The sequence below is a fragment of the Pseudomonas putida NBRC 14164 genome (genome assembly GCF_000412675.1).
Taxonomy (GTDB): domain Bacteria; phylum Pseudomonadota; class Gammaproteobacteria; order Pseudomonadales; family Pseudomonadaceae; genus Aquipseudomonas; species Aquipseudomonas putida.
In genome coordinates this window covers 1474926-1495249 of sequence record NC_021505.1, presented here as the reverse complement: position 1 = coordinate 1495249, position 20324 = coordinate 1474926, and the positions used below count along the sequence as shown (strand labels likewise).

Sequence of the window (20324 nt, the reverse complement as noted above, 5' to 3'; positions counted from 1 at the left end):
CCGGCCCCTTCGCGGGCTTGCCCGCTCCCACAGGATCACCACAGGCCTTGAGAACTGAGCTGTACCTGTGGGAGCGGGCAAGCCCGCGAAAGGGCCGTAACAAGCGCCTCACAAATCAGCGCTTGCGCAAGATCACACTACCAATCGAATACCCCGCACCAAACGAGCTCAACACGCCCAGCGAGCCCTTGGCCAGGTCATCCTGATAAAGGTGGAAGGCAATCACCGACCCCGCCGAACTGGTGTTGGCATAACGGTCGAGAATCACCGGTGCATCCTCCTCGGCCACTTCACGCCCCAGCAGCTTCTTGACGATCAGGTGGTTCATGCTGAGGTTCGCCTGGTGCAGCCAGAAGCGCTTCACATCGCTCGGTTGCAGGCCGTTTTCCTGCAGGTGCTCACCGATCAGCTCGGCCACTTTCGGGCACACCTCGCGGAACACCTTGCGGCCTTCCTGGATGAACAGTTTGTCTGCCGCACCCTCACCCTCTTCCGCCGCACGGTTGAGGAAGCCGAAGTTGTTGCGGATGTTGTTGGAAAACTCGGTCCACAACTTGCTGCTGACGATGTCGAACTGATGCGCCGAGGTGGCCTGGTCGGCACGCTCGATCAGCACCGCCGTGGCGGCATCACCGAAAATGAAGTGGCTGTCACGGTCACGGAAGTTCAGGTGGCCAGTGCACACCTCCGGGTTGACCATCAGTACCGCGCGCGCCTGGCCCAGGGCCACGCTGTTGGCGGCGGTCTGGATGCCGAAGGTGGCCGACGAGCAGGCCACGTTCATGTCGAAGGCAAAGCCCTGGATGCCCAGCGCCTGTTGTACTTCGATAGCAATGGCCGGGTATGGGCGCTGCAAGTTGGAGCAGGCGACGATCACCCCGTCGACATCGGCAGCCGTGCGGCCGGCGCGCTCCAGGGCCTGGCGAGCGGCGGCCACGGCCATTTCGCAGAGCACCGACGGTTCGTCGTTGGAACGCTCTGGCAGGCGTGGTTTCATGCGCTGCGGGTCGAGTATGCCGGCCTTGTCCATGACGAAGCGGCTCTTGATGCCCGAGGCCTTTTCGATGAATGCCGCGTCGGACACCGGCGCCGCTTCGACTTCACCGCGCTCGATGGCGGCGGCGTTGTCCTGGTTGAACTGCTGCGACCAGGCGTTGAAAGAGGCCACCAGTTCTTCGTTGGAAATGCTCTGGGCCGGGGTGTACAGGCCGGTGCCGCTGATCACGACGTTATGCACGGTCGTTCCTCTGGTCAAAGGCCATCGCCACGGGGCGCTGGCTGGAAATATGGCAGGTTAATGGCACTTTAGTGCCAATTTAGGGGCGTAGGCTTGTCTCCTGTGGGAGCGGGCGTGCCCGCGAAGGGCCGCAAAGCGGCCCCAAATTGCACCAATATTGCCACAACTGTAGAAGTTTAGCCTTCCACCTGACTCCACTGTTTGCTCAGTCGCTTGTCAGAAATCGGCACCTTGGTCCCCAACTGCTGGGCAAACAACGACACCCGATATTCCTCCAGCCACCAACGGTACAAAGCCAGTTGCTCATCACGCTTGCCCTCTTGGGCGTGCTTGTCGGCACGGGCCTTGTACTGCGCCCACAGGTTGGCCAGCTCGCCGGACCAGACCCGGTCCTTCTGCACTTGCGAACCCAGCTTTTCCAGGCGCAGTTCCACCGCCTTGAGGTAGCGTGGCAGCTCCTTGAACCACGCCGCGGGCGTTTCGCGCACAAAGCCCGGGTATACCAGGTTGCTTAGCTGCTGCTTGATGTCGTTCAGCGCCACCGCCTGGCTCAGGTCGATCTTGCCCTTGAAGCGCTTCTGCAGGCCATGCCAGAGCTTCAGCACCTCCAACGTCAGCCGCGCCAGGCGCTCGGCATGCTCGGCCCAGCTGCCGCGCTTGCGTTCAGCCAGCCCGGCCAGGGCCGCGCCATCACGAGGCAGTGGTTGTTCTCCCTCGAGAATGCAGCTGTCCAGGCTGGCCAGCAGAATGTCTTCGACCAGCGCCTCGACCCGGCCCATGTCACGGTACAGCAGGCCCAGTTCGGTCAGCCCCGGCAGCTTGCCGCGCAGGAACTTGGCCGGCTCGGCCAGTTGCTGCAGCAACAGCCGTTGCAACGCGCGACGGTGCTGGAACTCGGCTTCGGCCTGGGTCGAGAAGCGCCCTTCGCGCACGGTGCCGTTGTCTTCGACCAGCGCCGGGTACACGGTCATCGACAGGCCGGCAATCTTCTGCTGGGCGGTCTGTTTCACCTCGCTGAAGGCTTTGGCCTGTACCGGCTGTTCGCTTTTGGCATCACGCGGCACAGCCAGCGCTGCCTGGCTGGCAGCGGCAAAGCGTGCGGTCAGCTCGGCCAGGTCGCGGCCTTCGCCAAGGAACTTGCCTTGGCCATCGACCACTTCGATGTTCATCCGCAGGTGGCCTTCGACCAGTTTGACCGATTCTTCCCAGGCCTCATCGGACACCCGCGCACCGGTCATGCGTAACAGCTCCTGGCCCAGGGCCTGCGGCAGCGCCCCTTGGCCGAACGTCATGCGCGCCAGCGAGGCCTTGACGAAGTCCGGCACCGGCACGAAGTTCTTGCGCAGGGCCTTTGGCAAGTTGCGCACCAGCGCCACGCACTTGGCTTCAAGCAGGCCCGGCACCAGCCATTCCAGGCGTTCACCGGGCAGGCTTGGCAACAGCGGTGCCGGCACCCGCACAGTCACGCCGTCACGCGGGTGGCCGGGCTCGAAATGGTAGCTCAGCGGCAGGCGCAGCTCACCCACTTGCATGCTGTCGGGGTACTGCGCTGCGGTCACCTCGCTGGCCTCGCGGGCCAGCACGTCCTCCTCGCGCATGATCAGCAGGTTGGCGTCCTTCTGGCTGCCCATGCGGTACCAGCTGTCGAAGGTCGCGGTCTGGTGTATTTCCGCCGGCAGGCGCGCTTCGTAGAAGGCGTACAGCGTTTCTTCGTCGGCCAGGATGTCGCGCCGGCGGGCCTTGGCCTCCAGCTCGTCAAGCTCCTCAAGCAGGCGTTTGTTGGCAGTCAGGCACTTGGCTCGCGACTGGATTTCGCCCCCCACCAGGCCTTCCCGGATAAACAGCTCGCGTGAAGTAACCGGGTCGATCGGGCCGTAGTGCACCGGGCGGCGGCCAACCAGAATCAGCCCGTACAAGGTGATCTGCTCATAGGCCACCACCTGCCCGCGCTTTTTCTCCCAGTGCGGTTCGAAGTGGTTCTTCTTGACCAGGTGGCCGGCCAGCGGCTCGATCCAGTCCGGCTCGATCTTGGCCACCATGCGCGCATACAGCTTGGTGGTCTCGACCAGTTCGGCGGCCATTACCCACTGCGGGCGCTTGCGCCCCAGGCCCGACGACGGGTGTACCCAGAACCGCCGTTGGCGAGCACCCTGGTAGTCGCCCTCTTCGGTCTTCTGGCCGATCTGGCTCAGCAGGCCACTGAGGATGGCCTTGTGCATCTTCAGGTAGTCGGACGGTTCCTTGTTCACCGTCAACTGCAGCTCACGGCAGATCAGTGCCAGCTGGCGGTGGGCATCGCGCCATTCACGCAGGCGCAGGTAATTCAGGAAGTTCTTGCGGCACCAGTTGCGCAGCGGGTTGGCCGTCAGCGCCTGGCGCTGCTCTTCAAAACCACGCCACAGGTTGACCAGCGCGGCGAAGTCGGAGTCCACGTCCTTCCACTGTGCGTGGGCCTGGTCGGCGGCCTGCTGGCGCTCCGGCGGGCGTTCGCGCGGGTCCTGGACCGACAGCGCACTGGTGACGATCAGCACTTCCTGCAAGCTGCCCAGGCGTGCACCTTCTAGCAGCATGCGGCCCAGCCGTGGGTCCACCGGCAGGCGCGCCAGCTGGCGGCCGATCGGGGTCAGCTGGTTCTCGCGGTTGACCGCCGACAGCTCTTGCAGCAGGTTGAAGCCATCGCTGATGGCCTTGCCATCCGGCGGCTCGATGAACGGGAAGGCATCGATCGCGCCCAGGCGCAGGTGCAGCATCTGCAGGATCACCGCCGCCAGGTTGGTGCGCAGGATCTCAGGGTCGGTGAACGCGGGCCGGCTGTTGAAATCTTCTTCGCTGTACAGGCGTACGCAGATGCCGGGCTCGACCCGGCCGCAGCGGCCTTTACGCTGGTTGGCACTGGCTTGGGACACCGCCTCGATGGGCAGGCGCTGTACCTTGGCGCGGTAGCTGTAGCGGCTGATGCGCGCGGTACCGGTGTCGATCACGTAGCGGATGCCAGGCACGGTCAGCGAGGTTTCGGCAACGTTGGTGGCCAGCACCACGCGGCGCCCGGTGTGCGGTTGGAAGATGCGCTGCTGCTCGGCCGGCGACAGGCGCGCGTACAACGGCAAAATCTCGGTGTGGCGCAGCTGCGCCTTGCGCAGGATCTCGGCGGCATCGCGGATTTCCCGCTCGCCCGGCAAAAAGATCAGCACATCGCCCGGGCCCTTGCCCTCACTGCGCTCATGGTGCGCCAGCTCATCCAGGGTGGCGAGGATAGCCTGGTCGACGGTGAGGTCGTCTTCGATCTGGTTGCCTTCCTCGTCCTGCTCGCTGGTCAGCGGGCGGTACCAGGTTTCTACCGGGAAGGTGCGCCCGGACACCTCGATGATTGGCGCGTTATCGAAGTGCCTGGAGAAGCGCTCCAGGTCGATGGTCGCCGAGGTGATGATCAGCTTCAGGTCCGGCCGACGATGCAGCAGGGTCTTCAGGTAGCCGAGCAGGAAGTCGATGTTCAGGCTGCGCTCGTGGGCTTCGTCGACAATGATTGTGTCGTAGCGCTCCAGCAGGCGGTCGTGCTGGGTTTCGGCCAGCAGGATGCCGTCGGTCATCAGCTTGACCAGGGTGTTGGAATCGCTCTGGTCTTCGAACCGCACCTGGTAGCCGACCAGCCCGCCCAGAGGCGTGCCCAGCTCTTCGGCGACCCGCGCCGCCACGCTGCGCGCGGCGATCCGGCGCGGCTGGGTGTGGGCGATCAGGCCATGGCTGCCACGGCCCAGCTCCAGGCAGATTTTCGGCAGCTGGGTGGTCTTGCCCGACCCGGTTTCGCCGGCGATCACCAGCACCTGGTTTTCGGCCAGGGCCTTCTTGATTTCATCACGCTTGGCGGCGATCGGCAGGTTGTCGTCGTAGCGCACGGTCGGCACGCTCTGCTGGCGCGCGGTGACCTGGGCGCAAGACGCCTGGACCTTTTCCACCCACTGCGCCAGCTTCGCCTCGTCGGGGCGCTTGCGCAGTTCGTGCAGTTGCCGGCGCAGACGATGGCGGTCGGCGATCATGGCGTGGTCGAGGTTTTGCAGCAGTTTGTCGATGGCGTGGTCAGTCATGGGGCTTTTTAGTGATGCAGGTGAGCCTGCTTTTTCATGATCGGCATTCGAAGGATGCGCGATTGTCGCAGATTTGGGCCTACTTTGCTGTCCAGGCTGGCACGGTCCCTGTAGGAGCGGCCTTGTGCCGCGATGGGCTGCGGCAGCAGCCCCAGGATTTGCGCCCCAGCACACATTGCCGGGGCCGCTTTGCGGCCCATTCGCGGCACAAGGCCGCTCCTACAGGGATCGCGTAGCGGCTGAAAGTTTAGCAAGGGCATATGTAAAGGTTGCCATTCACTGCTTTAATCAACCTTACGCCGCATGTGAGTATCAAAGGCATGACTCCCGTCCAGCCCATCGCCCCACCGTCGTCCCGCCCTTCGCTACCGAAGGCCCGGAGCCGTGCCGGGGAAAATCCGCTGGTTCACATCATCCTCGCCTTCTGGGCTTTGTGGCACTGCCGCCACGCGCGCCCACCGGACACCTCGCTCACGCCATTGTGACCAAACCCGGCCTCCTTCTGGCCGTTTGACTCAACTGGGCCGCCTGCTTGTGCGGTGGCCCTGTGCGCCCGTGAGCGAATCAATCATGCACTTTGCACCTGTAGAGCAGGCTTCCCGTTTCCTGGCCGAAAACCCCGATATCGAGCTGTTCGAGCTCTTTATCCTCGACGCCAACGGCGTACCGCGCGGCAAGCTGTTGCACCGCGACGAACTGCTGGCCGTTTACCAGACCGGCCGGCCGCTGCCCAGCACCATCCTCGGCCTGACCCTGAACGGTGACGACGTAGAAAACTCGGGCCTGGTGTGGGATGTGGGCGACATCGACTGCCGCGCCTACCCGCTTGAAGGCAGCCTGGTGCGCTTGCCCTGGCGCCGGGTGCCAACCGCTGCCGTGCAGGTCAGCATGCACCCGCGCGAAGGCCTGCCGGCCAGCATCGCCGACCCGCGTCATGTGCTGCTGCGCACCATCGAAGCGCTGAAAGCCGACGGCTACCACCCGGTAATGGCCTGCGAGCTGGAATTCTTCCTGCTCGACCAGCACCGCGATGCCCAAGGCCGCCCGCAACCGGCGCTGGACAACGACGGTGGCCGCCCGCGCGCCACTCAGGTCTATGGCCTGCGTGAACTGGAGCAGATCGAACCGTTTCTCGCCGACCTGTACGCCGCCTGCAAGGCCCAAGGCATTCCGGCGCGTACCGCCATTTCGGAATACGCCCCAGGCCAGGTGGAAATCACCCTGGAGCACGGCGATGCGCTGCAGGCGATGGACCAGGCCGTGCGCTACAAGCGCCTGGTGAAAGGCGTGGCCCATGCCCACGGCATGCAGGCCTGCTTCATGGCCAAGCCGTTTGCCAACCTCGCCGGTACCGGCATGCACATGCACCTGAGCCTGGCCGACAGTGCGGGCAACAACCTGTTCGCCAGTGAAGACAAAGCCGGCACCCCGCTGCTGCGCCAGGCTGTGGCCGGCATGCTGCGCCACCTGCGCGACTCGCTGCTGCTGTTCTGCCCCAACGCCAACTCGTTCCGCCGCTTCCAGGCCAACAGCTATGCGCCGCTGGCGCCGACCTGGGGCGTGGACAACCGCACCGTGAGCCTGCGTGTGCCAGGCGGCCCGGCCAACAGCCGGCATGTGGAACACCGCATTTGCGGCGCCGATGCCAACCCCTACCTGGCCGCAGCGGCCATTCTCGCCGCCAGCCACCGGGGCATCCGCGAACAGCTGGACCCGGGCGCACCGGTGGAAGGCAACGGCTATGCCCAGGCCACCGAACACCTGCCCACCGACTGGCTGACTGCCCTCGATGCCCTGCAACATTCCCATTGGGCCCGCGAAGCATTGGGCGAAGACTTCCTTGGCGTGTACCTGAAGGTCAAACGCGCCGAGTACCGCCAGTTCATGGCCGAAGTCAGCGAGCAGGACTGGCGCTGGTACCTGCACCAGGCCTGAGCCCCTACTTAACAAGGAACACCCATGAACGCAGCATTGAACAAAGGCCCGGCGCAACGTGCGCCGTCCTACTACAGCGCCACCCTCAACGACCACACCGAGTACCCGCAACTCAAGGGCACGGTGCAGGTGGACGTGGCCATCATCGGTGGCGGCTTCACCGGCGTCGCCACGGCGGTGGAGCTGGCCGAGCGTGGTCTGAAGGTGGCCATCGTCGAAACCAACCGTATCGGCTGGGGCGCCAGCGGGCGCAATGGCGGCCAGGTCACCGGCAGCCTGTCGGGCGACGAGGCCATGCGCACGCAGATGCGTAGCCACCTTGGCGCCGAAGTCGACGATTTCATCTGGCACCTGCGCTGGCGCAGGCACCAGGTGATCGAACAGCGCGTGGCGCGCTATGGCATCGACTGCGACCTCAAGCACGGCCACCTGCATGCGGCGATGAAGCCCTCGCACATGAACGAGCTGCGCGCATTCGAGGCCGAGGCCCAGCGCCGGGGCATGGGCGAGCAGGTGCAATTGCTCGACCGCGCTGCAGTGGCCGAGCACCTGCAGAGCCCGCTGTACCTGGGCGCGTTGAAGAACCTGCGCAACCTGCACCTGCACCCGCTCAACCTGTGCCTGGGTGAGGCCCGCGCTGCCCACAGCCTGGGTGCATTGATCTTCGAGAACTCCGAGGTGCTGGACATCGTCCACGGCCCACGCCCGGCGGTGGTTACCGCCCATGGCCGGGTCGAGGCACGCCAGGTGATGCTGGCCGGCGATGTGTACCACAAACTGGAAAAGCGCCAGCTCAAGGGCAAGATATTCCCGGCCATGGGCGGCATCGTCACCACCGCGCCGCTGGGTGAGCTGGCCGAGCAGATCAACCCGCAGGACCTGGCGGTGTACGACTGCCGCTTCGTGCTCGACTATTACCGCCTGACCGCCGACAAGCGCCTGCTGTTCGGGGGCGGCGCCAACTACTCGGGGAAGGATTCACGCGACATCGAAGGCGAACTGCGCCCGTGCATCGAACGCACCTTCCCGGCCCTCAAAGGCGTGCCCATCGAGTTCCAGTGGAGCTGCGCCATGGGGATCGTGGTCAACCGGATCCCGCAGCTGGGCAAGCTGTCGGACAACGTATGGTACTGCCAGGGTTATTCGGGGCACGGCATTGCCACCAGCCACATCATGGGCGAGATCATGGCCGAAGCGTTGACCGGGACACTGGAGAAGTTCGACACCTTTGCCCAGTGCAAGCATGTGCGGGTGCCGATGGGGGATTTGCTGGGCAACCCGCTGCTGGCGGCGGGGATGTGGTACTACCAGATGCTGGAAAAACTGCGCTGAGCCCGAAAGCGGTGCAACCTCTGTAGGAGCGGCCTTGTGCCGCGAAAGGGCCGCAAAGCGGCCCCACGTTCTCAGCCGGAATGCTGAAATTGCTGGGGCCGCTTCGCGGCCCTTTCGCAGCACAAGGCTGCTCCTACAGGGACCGCGCTGGCGGGGCGTCAGGCGATCTTCTTCAAGCCTTGCTTCTTGAGCTCTTCATCGCGCAGCTCGCGGCGCAGGATCTTGCCCACGTTGGTGGTCGGCAGCGAATCGCGGAACTCGATCAGGCGCGGTACCTTGTAGCCGGTAACGTTGGCACGCATGTGCTCCATCACTTGCTCCTTGGTCACGGTCATGCCCGGCTTGACCACGATGAACACCTTGATCACTTCACCCGACTTCTCGTCGGGCACACCAATGGCTGCGCACTGCAGCACACCCGGCAAGGCCGCCAACACGTCTTCCAGCTCATTGGGGTACACGTTGAAGCCCGAGACCAGGATCATGTCCTTCTTGCGGTCTACGATGCGCATGTAACCATCGGCCTGGATCAGGGCGATATCGCCGGTCTTCAACCAGCCTTCGCTGTCGAGGATCTCGGCGGTGGCGTCTTCGCGCTGCCAGTAGCCCTTCATCACCTGCGGGCCCTTGACGCACAACTCGCCCACCTCGCCCAGCGGTAGCTCGTTGCCGGCGTCGTCGATGATCTTGCACAAGGTCGATGGCACCGGAATGCCAATGGTACCCACCTGGTTCGCTTCTGCCGGGTTCACCGCTGCCACCGGGCTGGTTTCGGTCATACCGTACCCTTCGCATATGGCGCAGCCGGTAACGGCCTTCCAGCGCTCGGCCACGCTCAATTGCAGGGCCATGCCGCCCGACAGGGTGATTTTCAACGACGAGAAGTCCAGCGCACGGAACGCCTCGTTGTTGCACAGGGCAACGAACAGGGTGTTGAGGCCGACAAAGCCGCTGAACTTCCACTTGCCCAGCTCCTTGACCATGGCCGGCAGGTCACGCGGGTTGCTGATAAGCACGTTGTGATTGCCGATCAGCATCATGGCCATGCAATGGAAGGTGAAGGCGTAGATGTGGTACAGCGGCAGCGGGGTGATGAGGATCTCGCAGCCTTCATGCAGGTTCGAGCCCATCAGTGCACGGCACTGCAGCATGTTGGCCACCAGGTTGCGGTGGGTCAGCATGGCGCCCTTGGCCACGCCGGTGGTGCCACCAGTGTACTGCAGCACGGCCACGTCGTTGGCCTGCGGGTTGGCCTCGGTCACCGGCTGGCCCTTGCCCAGGGCCAGGGCGTCGTTGAAGCGCACGGCCTGCGGCAGGCTGTAGGCCGGCACCATCTTCTTCACGTACTTGATCACGCTATTGATCAGCAGGCGTTTGAGCGGCGGCAGCAGGTCGGCCACTTCGGTGACGATGACGTGCCTGACCTGTGTCTTGGGTACCACCTTCTCGGCCAGGTGCGCCATGTTCGCCAGGCACACCAAGGCCTTGGCGCCGGAGTCGTTGAACTGGTGTTCCATCTCCCGCGCGGTATACAGCGGGTTGGTGTTCACCACGATCAACCCGGCACGCATGGCACCGAAGACCGCGACCGGGTATTGCATGACGTTGGGCAGTTGCACGGCAATGCGGTCACCGGGCTTGAGGTCGGTATGCTGCTGCAGCCAGGCGGCAAACGCCCCCGACAGCGCATACAGCTCGCCATAAGTGATAGTCTTGCCCAGGTTGCTAAAGGCCGGTTTGTCGGCAAAGCGTTGGCAGGATTGCTTGAGTACTGCCTGGATATTGGGGAATTCGTCAGGATTGATTTCCGCCGTAATCCCGGCTGGGTACTTATCCTTCCAAAAATTTTCGATCATGGAAGCCCACTCCTTCAGCAACAGCGAAGTTCGATTGGCGCGTCGATGCGCTTATTATTGATATGAGACGGCGGTTCGTTGCAAACCGGATCGTCTGAAAGCGGGCCGAGAGTAACAGCTTTGCCTGGGGTCGCCTAGAGGCCAAAACAGGCCTTGAAGTCACAAAAATGACTCAATGAACAATACAGGTCATTTTTAGAGTTTTTAACCAAAATGTCGCAGATCAGGCTGAAACAGGCCTGTTAGACCACCTTCAAGGCATTCGCGGGTGAACCCGCTGCCACAGGGGACCGCACAAAGCTTGGAGGCTGTGCAGTACCTGTGGGAGCGGGTTCACCCGCGAAACAGCCAACATAGACTCAAGCTATGTCCCGCAACTCCCGCCGCAGGATCTTGCCAACCGGCGTCATCGGCAACGAATCACGCAGCACGATGTGCTTGGGTACCTTGTAGCCGGTGAAGTTGGCTTTGCAGTAGGCCTTGAGCTCATCCACGCTCACCCCGCCCTCGCGCGGCACCACAAACAGCTTCACCGCCTCGCCTGAGCGCTCGTCCGGCACGCCGATGGCTGCACAGTTGGCAACCTTGGGGTGGCCCATCACCACGTCCTCGATCTCGTTGGGGTACACGTTGAAGCCCGAGACGATAATCATGTCCTTCTTGCGGTCGACGATGCGGGTGAAACCGTCCGGGTCGATCACCGCGATATCCCCGGTCTTGAACCAGCCGTCCGCATCCAGCGCTTGAGCAGTGGCCTCAGGCTGCTGCCAGTAACCCTTCATCACCTGCGGGCCCTTGATGCACAACTCGCCCCGCTCGCCCAGCGGCAATTCGTTGCCGTCATCGTCGATAACCTTGAACGCGGTACCCGCCACCGGGATGCCCACGGTGCCCAGGCGCGCCAGCTGGCCATAGGGGTTGGTGCTGGCCACCGGCGAGGTTTCTGTCAGGCCGTAGCCTTCGACAATGCGGCACCCGGTAAGGGCCTCCCAGCGTTCGGCAGTGGCCTTGACCAGCGCCGTGCCGCCGGAGTTGGTGACCTTCAGCGCCGAGAAATCCAGCTGGCGGAAACCGGGGTGGTCCATCAGCGCGACAAACAGGGTGTTCAGCCCCAACAGCGCCGAGAAACGCCACTTGCCCAGCTCCTTGATGAAGCCGGGGATGTCACGTGGGTTGGTGATCAGGACATTGTGGTTGCCGGTGACCATCATGCACATGCAGTTCGCGGTGAAGGCATAGATGTGGTACAGCGGCAGCGGCGCGATCATCACCTCCTGGCCGTCCTTGAGCAGCTTCTGCCCGTCGGGGCCGTGCTGCGAGAAGCAGGCGAGCACCTGCAACATATTGGCCACCAGGTTGCCGTGGGTGAGCATGGCACCCTTGGCCAGGCCAGTGGTGCCGCCGGTGTACTGCAGCACGGCAATGTCGTCCAGGCTCAACGGCACCGGTTTGGGCGACTGCTCGCGGCCCTGGCGCAGCACCTGTTTGAACGATATCGCCTGGGGCAACTGGTAGGCTGGCACCATCTTCTTCAGCTTGTCGACCACCGTGTTGATCAGCCAGCCCTTGGCGGCGGGCAACAGGTCGCCCATCTTCGCCTCGATCAGGTACTCGATGCCAGTATCGGGCAGCACCTCCTGCACACGCTTGCCAAACATGTTCAGGTACACCAGCGCACGTGCGCCACTGTCCTTGAACTGGTGGCGCATTTCGCGCTCGGTGTACAGCGGGTTGGTGTTGACCACGATCAAGCCGGCGCGCATGGCACCAAAGACGGCGATCGGGTATTGCAGCACGTTGGGCATCTGCACCGCGATGCGGTCGCCCGGCTTGAGGTCGGTGTGCTGCTGCAACCAGGCAGAAAAGGCTGCCGAATGTCGCTCCAGCTCTGCGTAGGTCAGGGTCACGCCCAGGTTGCTGAACGCCGGGCGGTCGGCAAAGCGCTTGCAGGAGCGCTCGAACACCTCGACGACCGAGGTGTAGGCATTGATGTCGATGGTGGAAGGCACGCCCGCCGGGCGCTTGTCATTCCAGAAGTCGGCTTGCATTTATTATTGTTCCTCTGCCTGGACCTGCACTGCGTCCTTTAGTCCTTTACCTGATCGCCTGCAGGCGAAAAGGCGTTGATCCGACGTTAGCAGGTAAGCCCAAGGCGGCATATACGCCAAGTGCCGCCATTAACATTGTGAATCTTATTTGTGCCCTTCCTGCAATCCGGCCGGTTGTGCATACACTGTTCTGGTACCCGCGCGCACAAGGACCCGCCATGCCCCACGACGCCTTCTGGCTACCCGCCAGCGAGCACTGCAGCCTGCACGTGCACCAATGGCTGCCGGCCACACCGGTAAAGGCCGTGGTGCTGCTGGCCCATGGCATGGCCGAGCATGCCGGGCGCTACCTGCGCCTGGGCCATGCCCTGAGCGAGGCGGGCTTTGCCCTGTTCGCTGCCGACCAACGCGGCCACGGGCGCACCGCCGAGCTGGGCAGCCTCGGCCTGTTCGCCCGCCATCATGGCTGGAATGCCGTAGTCAACGACCTTGGGCTGCTGGCCCAGCACATCGGCCAGCAGTACCCGGGCACACCGTTGTTTCTGTTCGGCCACAGCATGGGCAGCTACATCGCCCAGGCTTACCTGCTGCACCACAGCGCCAGCCTTCACGGGGCGATTCTCAGTGGCTCCAACTACCAACCGGCGGCGCTGTATCGCGTGGCGCGGCTGATTGCCAGGCTGGAGGCCTGGCGCCAGGGGCCGCAGGGCAAGAGTGCGCTGATCGAATGGTTGTCGTTCGGTTCGTTCAACAAAGCGTTCAAGCCCAACCGCACGGCGTTCGACTGGCTTAGCCGCGACCCAGCCGAGGTCGACCTGTACGTCAGCGACCCGTTGTGCGGCTTTCGCTGCAGCAACCAGCTGTGGCTCGACCTGCTGCAAGGCTTGGCGCAAATCAGCCAGCCGGGTAACCTCGCGCAGATCGATCCGAACCTGCCCATGCTGGTAATCGGTGGTGAATGTGATCCGGTCAGTGCCGGCAAGCGTCTCACCCATCTGGCCGACGCTCTGCGCGCGACCGGCAATCGACATGTACAGCTGCGCGTCTATCCTGAGGCGCGGCACGAAGTACTCAACGAAACCAACCGTGACGAGGTCACCGCCGATATTCTCGGCTGGCTTGAACAGGCGCTGGCCCTTGGCCGCCCTGTGCGCAGTGAATGATAGCCGCCCTCGCCCAACGCTTAAGGAAGCACCGATGTCCCAGGTCACCAACACGCCTTACGAAGCCCTCGAAGTTGGCCAGACGGCCGAGTACAAGAAGTCCGTTGAAGAACGCGACATCCAGCTGTTTGCTGCGATGTCCGGTGACCACAACCCGGTTCACCTGGATGCCGAGTTTGCCGCCAAGAGCATGTTCCGCGAGCGTATTGCCCATGGCATGTTCAGCGGCGCGCTGATCAGTGCTGCAGTGGCCTGCACCCTGCCTGGCCCTGGCACCATCTACCTGGGCCAGCAGATGAGCTTCCAGAAGCCGGTGAAAATTGGCGACACCCTGACCGTGCGCCTGGAGATTCTCGAGAAGCTGCCCAAGTTCAAGGTGCGCATCGCCACCAATGTGTACAACCAGAACGATGAGCTGGTGGTGCAGGGTGAGGCCGAGATCCTGGCGCCGCGCAAGCAGCAGACAGTCGAGCTGGTGTCGCCGCCGAATTTCGTGGCTAGCTGAAAACCGAATTAGCCAGTTCCGGCCCTGTCGCCGGCAAGCCAGCTCCCACAGGATCACCACAGGCCTGAACATTGTGGTGATCCTGTGGGAGCTGACTTGCCGGCGATAGGGCCGGTACCGCCACCCTCATTCAAGCGCCTGTAACCGCTGTTCGATATGCCGCCGCTCCGGCGCCTGCCGGGTCAGCGCCAGCGCCTGCCGCCACGCCGCACGCGCCTCCTCCACCTGCCCCAGCTGATAATGCAGCTCGGCCCGCGCCGCATGCGCCAGGTGATAGTCCAGCAGCTCACCGCGCGCCAGAATCCCTTCGACCTCCCGCAAGCCAGCCGCCGGCCCATCCCGCTTCGCCAGCGCCACCGCCCGGTTCAGCTCCACCACCGCTGAAGGCCAATGCCGCTGCAACACGTCATACAGCCCGACGATTTCCACCCAGTCCGTCTCTTCTGCCGTTGCCGCTTCAGCGTGTACCGCGGCAATCGCCGCCTGCACCGTATAGGCCCCGAATGCCCGGCTTTGCAGGGCCTGGCGCACCAGCTCGCAGCCCTCGTCAATGCGTTGCCGGTCCCACAGGCTGCGGTCCTGCTGTTCCAGCACCACCAGGTTGCCGTGGGCATCGGTTCGCGCCTGCTGCCGGGACGCCTGCAGCAGCATCAAGGCCAGCAGGCCGATCGCCTCCGCATCAGGCAACAATTGCACCAGCAGCCGCGCCAGGCGAATGGCTTCATCGCTCAGTTCCTGCTGCAGCAGTGACTCGCCCGAGGACGCCGAATAGCCTTCGTTGAATACCAGGTAGATCACCCGCAACACGCTCTCCAGGCGCTCGGGCAGCTCGTTCAGCTCCGGCACCTGATACGGGATGCCAGCGTCGCGGATCTTGGCTTTGGCGCGGACGATGCGCTGGGCGATGGTGGCCGGGCTTTGCAGGAAGGCGCGGGCAATCTGCTCGGTGGTCAGGTCGCAGACTTCGCGCAGGGTCAGCGGCACCTGGGCATCGGCTGACAGCGCCGGGTGGCAGCAGGTGAAGATCAGCCGCAATCGGTCATCCGCCAACAACTCTTCTTCACTGGGGTCGTGTGCCTGGCCGTCGAGCAGCATGCTCAGGTCTGCCTGAGAGCGGTCGAAACGGGCCCGTCGGCGCAGCGCATCGATGGCCTTGAAACGCCCGGTGGAAACCAGCCAGGCCCGTGGGCTATCGGGGATACCATCGCGCTGCCAGCGCTCGACGGCGATGAAGAAGGCATCATGCATGGCCTCCTCTGCCAGGTCGAAATCACCCAGCAGGCGGATCAACGTCGCCAGGATGCGTCGCGAATCCCGCCGGTACACGGCCTCGACTTCGGCACGCACCTGCGCCAGTGCCGTCATCAGTCGGGCATCCGCTGGGTCACCACCTCCACCAGGCGGTCCAGGCTTTCTCCCCAGCCCTGGTAGAAGCCCATTTCCTCATGGGCCCGGCAGTCAGCGGCATTCCAGTGCCAGGCGCGGGCGGTATAGCGGGTTTTGCCCTGCTCCTCGTCAAAGCTGATGACGGCGGTCATGAAGGCCTTGTCCGACGGCACCCAACCGGGGCCAAAGGCATCGGTGAACACCAGCCGGCGCGGCGCGGCAATTTCCAAGAAAACGCCCTGGGTCGGGTATTCACTACCATCCGGCGCCCGCATCAGGGTGCGGAATCCCCCCCCAACCCACAACTGCATCTCGCACTCCGGGGTGGTCATGCCGTGCGGCCCCCACCACTGCATCAGCCACTGGGGTTCGGTCCAGGCGCGAAACACTTTGGCCGGTGGTGCGTCGATCAGCCGGCTGATGGACAACTCGTGGCGTGCTTGCGCGGGGTGTGCAAGGCTCATGCTGATGGTTCTCCGTAGCTGTCAGGGTTGCAGTTCGCGCACCGGTCGCACCTCGACACTGCCGACCCGTGCGGCCGGGATGCCCTTGGCGATGTTCAGCGCTTCGTTCAGGTCGCGGGCTTCCACCAGATAGAAGCCCGCGAGTTGCTCCTTGGTTTCGGCAAACGGGCCGTCGGTCAGGCTCATGTGCCCGTTACGCACCCGCACCGTGGTGGCGGTTTGCACAGGCTTGAGCGCCTCGGCCGCCAGCATTCGCCCCGAGCCATGCACGGCTTCGGCGTAGGCCATGCATTCGGCGTCTTCCGGGCTGTCGGGCAGGCTGTGCAACAGCCCCTCGTCACAATAGACCAGGCACAGGTATTTCATGGTCGCCTCCAGGGCATCGGCAAAGTGCGTTTGGCGATAACGGCTCAGGGCTTGAGATCGAACAGGGCTTTTTGCGTTTCCATGTCGAAAGGCGCCGACCAGTGTTCGTGGATGACCTGCCACTGGTCACCTTTCCGACGATAGCCCACGGTGGCGCGCATGAAGCCGCACTGGCTTTCGTCGTCGCCCGGGCCGCAGCGGTTCAGCCAGTGGGCCAGGGCCAGGTCGCCCGCGGCATGTACGGTGAGTTCGGCCAGTTCGAAGACCATGGGGCCGGTGCACATGCCCATGCACATTTCCCAGTGCGCCGTGTAGGCGGCTTTGCCTTTGAATTGCAGGGCCTGGATGGCATCGAAGGCAACGATGTCATCGGCATAGGGGGCGGTGATATTGGGGATGTCACGATCGCGCACGGCCTGCATCCAGCGTTCGATCAGTTGGCGGATCTCGGTTTCGGCTGCGGTGCTCATCGGGGTGTCTCCGACAGTACGTAGGGTTTTGACACGCAGTGCGGCGTGCCTTCACCTATGGTCGAACGGAGAGCGGAGGAATCGACAGGCCTTGGTAACAATTCTGTTCAGTGACGGCAGGATATTACCTATGCGCTGCGTTAGAGCAGCGTGGCTCAGGCCATCGCGGCTTGTTCAAATACCTCATCAGCCCACTGATTCAGGCTTTTACCGGCAGCACGGGCAGCGACACTCGCCGCAGCATGAACCTCAGGCCGAATTCTCAGCATGACCTTACCCGAAGCAGGCTTCTCCGGAGTAATGCCCTGCTCTGCACAATCGGCCAGGTAATCCTCCAGTGCATCTCGGAACGCTTCATGCAATTCGGGCACCGACCTTGCGTGAAAACTGATGATGTCTCGCATACCGAGCACACGGCCGACGAAAATGTCATCACGCTCGTCGTACTCGATACGAGCGGCGTAGCCTTTGTAGCGCATGCAACTCATGTCCTGCCCCCTGCCCGTAATAGAAATTCGCGAGCTTCTTCAATCTGATACCGCTTGGCTTCTTTACCTGGATGAGGCCGGTGACACCTCCAGCAGTGCTCACCAAGCAGCAGCTTGACCCTTGAGCCTTGCCGCTCCTGCACCTGGCCACCGAGATGGAGTATCAATGCCTCAATTTCGGAAAAAGCCAACGACGCCGTGGTCGGCGTTCGGAAAATTGCGTCGAGAATTTTGCGGTATCGAGTGTTCATCGAAAAATGCTATCAAATTAAGATAGCACTTTTTCCTCGATATTCATTCAGGATTTTACATTGCCGAGTTGTAAGACCGCTGATGGCCCTCTAGCTTGGGGAAGCAAGAGGGCCATCAATCTTTGACAAGGCCCGATCAACCCTGCTGACAACCCTCACCCATGGCCCGGTACTGGATGGTGTGCACCTGGCCCTGGTGGTCTTCGTAGGTCATGGTCGCAGGCACCACTTCGCAGACATTGGGGATGGTCGAGAGGTTGATCACCCGTTTGATGTCCAGGTTCATGGTGTAGTCGTACTGCTGGGCCACAGGCTGGCTGGAGACAGGTTGGGCCTCGTCGGCAAGGGCGAACGAGGACAGACCGACCAATGCAAGAATCAGTAATGGTTTCATGTGGGTTTGCCTTTTGAGCATTCAAGCTGATCGATTGACTTCTAATGCCGTCAATGGCGCGGAGAAGTTGCCATCTACGGTGAAGATGGCACGAAGTACCGATCCCGCTTCGTACTGCCAGGGGGGATGAGTAAAATTTTACTCCCGGTTCGCAATAGTTGAACCCTGAAGTCGGATATTCACCCTTGCCGTATTTGCAACAATCTGCGTCAAATTGGCCGCAAAATCTCACGCCAGAGCCCTTGGCGAGCTTTCAGGGCAGGACCCGCCATCTCATTAAAAAATATTCACTGCTCGAAACTCTCGGCCACAGAACGCCGGCTGCTGGACCACTTTTACCGCCAACACGGCTCGCGCATGCGTGCTGCGGGCGACGCTGAACTGTGGGTGGCAAGGGCCCCGGGCATCGTTGCAGGCTTGAGCCTGAGTGGGGTGGGTGAAGGCTTTTGGTTGACGGGACTGTTCGTAGACCCGCAGCAGCGTGGCCAAGGTGTGGCCGGGCAATTGATCGAGGCGGCGCTAGAACAGGAAAAGGGACCAACCTGGCTGTTCTGCCACCCGGACCTGGTGCCGTTTTATGCGCGCCTGGGTTTCCACATGGCCGTGCAACTGCCCGAAACCCTGGCCGGTCGCCTACAGCGCTACCAGCGTAGCAAACGCCTGATAGCGCTACAGCGGGGTCAGTCGTCGCTGAGCTCAAGCCCGGGGAACAGCACCTCGGTGTAGCCGAACTTGGCAAAGTCCTGAATACGCGACGGGTACAGCCGGCCGATCAGGTGGTCGCACTCATGCTGCACGACCCGCGCATGAAAGCCGTCGGCAAAGCGGTTGATCGGGCTGCCCTGGGGGTCGACCCCTTCGTAGCAGATATGCTTGAAGCGTGGCACCACACCACGCAGGCCCGGTACCGACAGGCAACCTTCCCAGCCGTCCTCCACTTCAGTGGACATCGGCGTGATGACCGGGTTGATCAAAATGGTCTGCGGCACCGCTTCGGCATCCGGGTAGCGCTCGCTGCGCTCGAAGCCGAAAATCACCAACTGCAGGTCGATACCAATCTGTGGCGCGGCCAGGCCTACGCCGCCCACATGGCGCATGGTTTCGAACATGTCGTCGATCAATTGCTGCAGTTCGGCAGTACCAAGCATGTGCTCGGGCACTGGCGGGGCGATGCGCAGCAGGCGTTCGTCGCCCATCTTTAAAATGTCACGGATCATCTGGGGTTCGGCTCGGAAGGTTGGTGCTGGCTCGGTTGCGGGTGTTCATGGCCCAGCACGGTGATGGTTTCCGGGGCCTTGTGCCCTTCGAAATCCTTCTCGCCAGGGTTCTTGCCCTCGCTCGACATGTGCTCGATCACCGCATTCATCTCCGCGCCCAGCAGCAACACGGCGGCGGAAATATAGAAATACAGCAACAGCACGATGATTGCACCAATGCTGCCGTACATGGCGTTGTAGTCGGCGAAGGTTTTCACGTAGTAGGCAAAGCCCAGTGACGCCACGATCCACACCACCACCGCCAGCACCGAGCCGGGGGTGATGAAGCGAAACTTCTGTTTTACGTCAGGCATCACGTAGTAGATCAGGGCCACCGCCACCATCAGCAATATGATGATCACCGGCCAGCGCAGAATGGTCCAAAGCGTGACAATGAACTCCTGCATGCCGATCTGGGCGGCGATCCATTCCATCACCTGCGGGCCCAGCACCATCAGCGCTGCGGCCGCCAACAGCATGCCAGCGAGGCCGATGGTGTAGAAAATGGAAAGCGGGATACGCTTCCACACCGGGCGGCCTTCGGGCACATCGTAAGCAGCGTTCATCGCGCTCATCATCAGGCGCACGCCAGCCGACGCGGTCCACAAGGCAATCACGATACCCACCGACAACAGCCCGCCCTTGGACTGCTGCAACTGGTCGATCACCGGGTTGACCTGTTCCAGTGCCTGAGGTGGCAGCACCAGTTCCGATTGCAGACGCAGCCACGAAAAGAAGTCCGGCAAATGCAGGAAACCAATCAGGGCAATGAGGAACAGCAAGAAAGGGAACAGCGAGAACAGCGCCTGGTAAGCCAGCGCGGAGGCGTAGGTGGACATCTCGTCATCAAGAAATTCCTTGACGGTACGAACCAGCACGCGGTGCAAGGGCAGGCCCTGCAGGGCGGAAAAAATCATAGCGTCTCCTTTCGCCGCTCGATCGATTCAACAGACAAGTCTAATAGACCATACCGCTGCTGTGCTGCTCCCGGCCAATGCATCAAAATTGTGTAAGCCTGTATCAGCCTCTTCGCGAGCACGCCCGCTCCCACAGCCAGGTACTTGTGGGAGCGGGCGTGCCCGCGAAGAGGC

General features: G+C 62.7%; 18 protein-coding genes. 5 read left to right on the top strand and 13 right to left on the bottom strand.

From position 1 onward, the window contains the following. Positions 1 to 115: 115 nt before the first annotated feature. Positions 116 to 1237, bottom strand: coding sequence for a beta-ketoacyl-ACP synthase III (locus tag PP4_RS06515; protein ID WP_016498433.1), 1122 nt, complete (start codon positions 1235 to 1237; stop codon positions 116 to 118). 176 nt (positions 1238 to 1413) lie between these two features. Beyond that, entirely contained in the window at positions 1414 to 5319 is a 3906-nt protein-coding gene (gene hrpA, locus PP4_RS06510) for an ATP-dependent RNA helicase HrpA (RefSeq protein ID WP_016498432.1), read from the bottom strand. A 570-nt stretch (positions 5320 to 5889) separates the two neighbouring features. Between hrpA and PP4_RS06500 the strand changes: the two genes are divergently transcribed. Continuing rightward, positions 5890 to 7254 (top strand): glutamine synthetase family protein, encoded by a 1365-nt coding sequence (locus PP4_RS06500; protein ID WP_016498430.1) that lies wholly within the window; start codon positions 5890 to 5892, stop codon positions 7252 to 7254. A 24-nt stretch (positions 7255 to 7278) separates the two neighbouring features. After that, entirely contained in the window at positions 7279 to 8586 is a 1308-nt protein-coding gene (locus tag PP4_RS06495) for an NAD(P)/FAD-dependent oxidoreductase (RefSeq protein WP_016498429.1), read from the top strand. 158 nt (positions 8587 to 8744) lie between these two features. Here PP4_RS06495 and fadD1 read toward each other — a convergent pair whose 3' ends face one another. Next, on the bottom strand, positions 8745 to 10442 hold the full coding sequence (gene fadD1, locus PP4_RS06490) for a long-chain-fatty-acid--CoA ligase FadD1 (protein ID WP_016498428.1): 1698 nt from the start codon (positions 10440 to 10442) through the stop codon (positions 8745 to 8747). Between the two features lie 359 nt (positions 10443 to 10801). After that, positions 10802 to 12490 (bottom strand): long-chain-fatty-acid--CoA ligase FadD2, encoded by a 1689-nt coding sequence (gene fadD2, locus PP4_RS06485; protein ID WP_016498427.1) that lies wholly within the window; start codon positions 12488 to 12490, stop codon positions 10802 to 10804. Positions 12491 to 12708: 218 nt separating this feature from the next. On the opposite strand from fadD2, the gene PP4_RS06480 reads away from it, so the two are divergent. Beyond that, positions 12709 to 13653, top strand: coding sequence for an alpha/beta hydrolase (locus tag PP4_RS06480; RefSeq protein WP_016498426.1), 945 nt, complete (start codon positions 12709 to 12711; stop codon positions 13651 to 13653). Between the two features lie 34 nt (positions 13654 to 13687). After that, a complete protein-coding gene (locus tag PP4_RS06475) occupies positions 13688 to 14158 on the top strand; it encodes a MaoC family dehydratase (protein ID WP_016488563.1) in 471 nt (156 codons plus the stop codon). 126 nt (positions 14159 to 14284) lie between these two features. Here the strand turns inward: PP4_RS06475 and PP4_RS06470 are convergent, their stop codons facing one another. The 7 genes from PP4_RS06470 to PP4_RS06445 all read right to left on the bottom strand — a co-directional run bounded on the left by PP4_RS06470 (position 14285) and on the right by PP4_RS06445 (position 17977). Beyond that, positions 14285 to 15523, bottom strand: a complete 1239-nt coding sequence (locus tag PP4_RS06470) for an RNA polymerase sigma factor (protein ID WP_016498425.1) — start codon at positions 15521 to 15523, stop codon at positions 14285 to 14287. Then, positions 15523 to 16008 carry an SRPBCC family protein gene (locus PP4_RS06465; protein ID WP_016498424.1) on the bottom strand — a complete coding sequence of 162 codons (486 nt, stop codon included), beginning with the start codon at positions 16006 to 16008 and terminating at the stop codon, positions 15523 to 15525. The genes PP4_RS06470 and PP4_RS06465 overlap by 1 nt, the downstream gene beginning before the upstream one ends. A 21-nt stretch (positions 16009 to 16029) precedes the next feature. Continuing rightward, complete coding sequence (locus tag PP4_RS06460) at positions 16030 to 16374, bottom strand: YciI family protein (RefSeq protein ID WP_016498423.1); 345 nt, start codon at positions 16372 to 16374, stop codon at positions 16030 to 16032. A 44-nt stretch (positions 16375 to 16418) separates the two neighbouring features. Further along, positions 16419 to 16844, bottom strand: a complete 426-nt coding sequence (locus PP4_RS06455) for a YybH family protein (RefSeq protein ID WP_016498422.1) — start codon at positions 16842 to 16844, stop codon at positions 16419 to 16421. Between the two features lie 155 nt (positions 16845 to 16999). After that, entirely contained in the window at positions 17000 to 17332 is a 333-nt protein-coding gene (locus PP4_RS06450) for a type II toxin-antitoxin system HicB family antitoxin (protein ID WP_016498421.1), read from the bottom strand. After that, positions 17329 to 17583 carry a type II toxin-antitoxin system HicA family toxin gene (locus PP4_RS27775; RefSeq protein WP_080642764.1) on the bottom strand — a complete coding sequence of 85 codons (255 nt, stop codon included), beginning with the start codon at positions 17581 to 17583 and terminating at the stop codon, positions 17329 to 17331. Before PP4_RS27775 ends, PP4_RS06450 begins: the two co-directional genes overlap by 4 nt. A gap of 136 nt (positions 17584 to 17719) precedes the next feature. Beyond that, a complete protein-coding gene (locus PP4_RS06445; RefSeq protein ID WP_041167635.1) occupies positions 17720 to 17977 on the bottom strand; it encodes a DUF2790 domain-containing protein in 258 nt (85 codons plus the stop codon). Positions 17978 to 18334: 357 nt separating this feature from the next. On the opposite strand from PP4_RS06445, the gene PP4_RS06440 reads away from it, so the two are divergent. Further along, complete coding sequence (locus PP4_RS06440) at positions 18335 to 18703, top strand: GNAT family N-acetyltransferase (RefSeq protein WP_016498419.1); 369 nt, start codon at positions 18335 to 18337, stop codon at positions 18701 to 18703. On the opposite strand, the gene def is transcribed toward PP4_RS06440, so the two are convergent. Next, positions 18658 to 19194 (bottom strand): peptide deformylase, encoded by a 537-nt coding sequence (gene def, locus PP4_RS06435; protein ID WP_016498418.1) that lies wholly within the window; start codon positions 19192 to 19194, stop codon positions 18658 to 18660. The genes PP4_RS06440 and def overlap by 46 nt on opposite strands. Continuing rightward, positions 19191 to 20150 carry a YihY/virulence factor BrkB family protein gene (locus tag PP4_RS06430; protein WP_016498417.1) on the bottom strand — a complete coding sequence of 320 codons (960 nt, stop codon included), beginning with the start codon at positions 20148 to 20150 and terminating at the stop codon, positions 19191 to 19193. The genes def and PP4_RS06430 overlap by 4 nt, the downstream gene beginning before the upstream one ends. Positions 20151 to 20324: the final 174 nt, after the last annotated feature.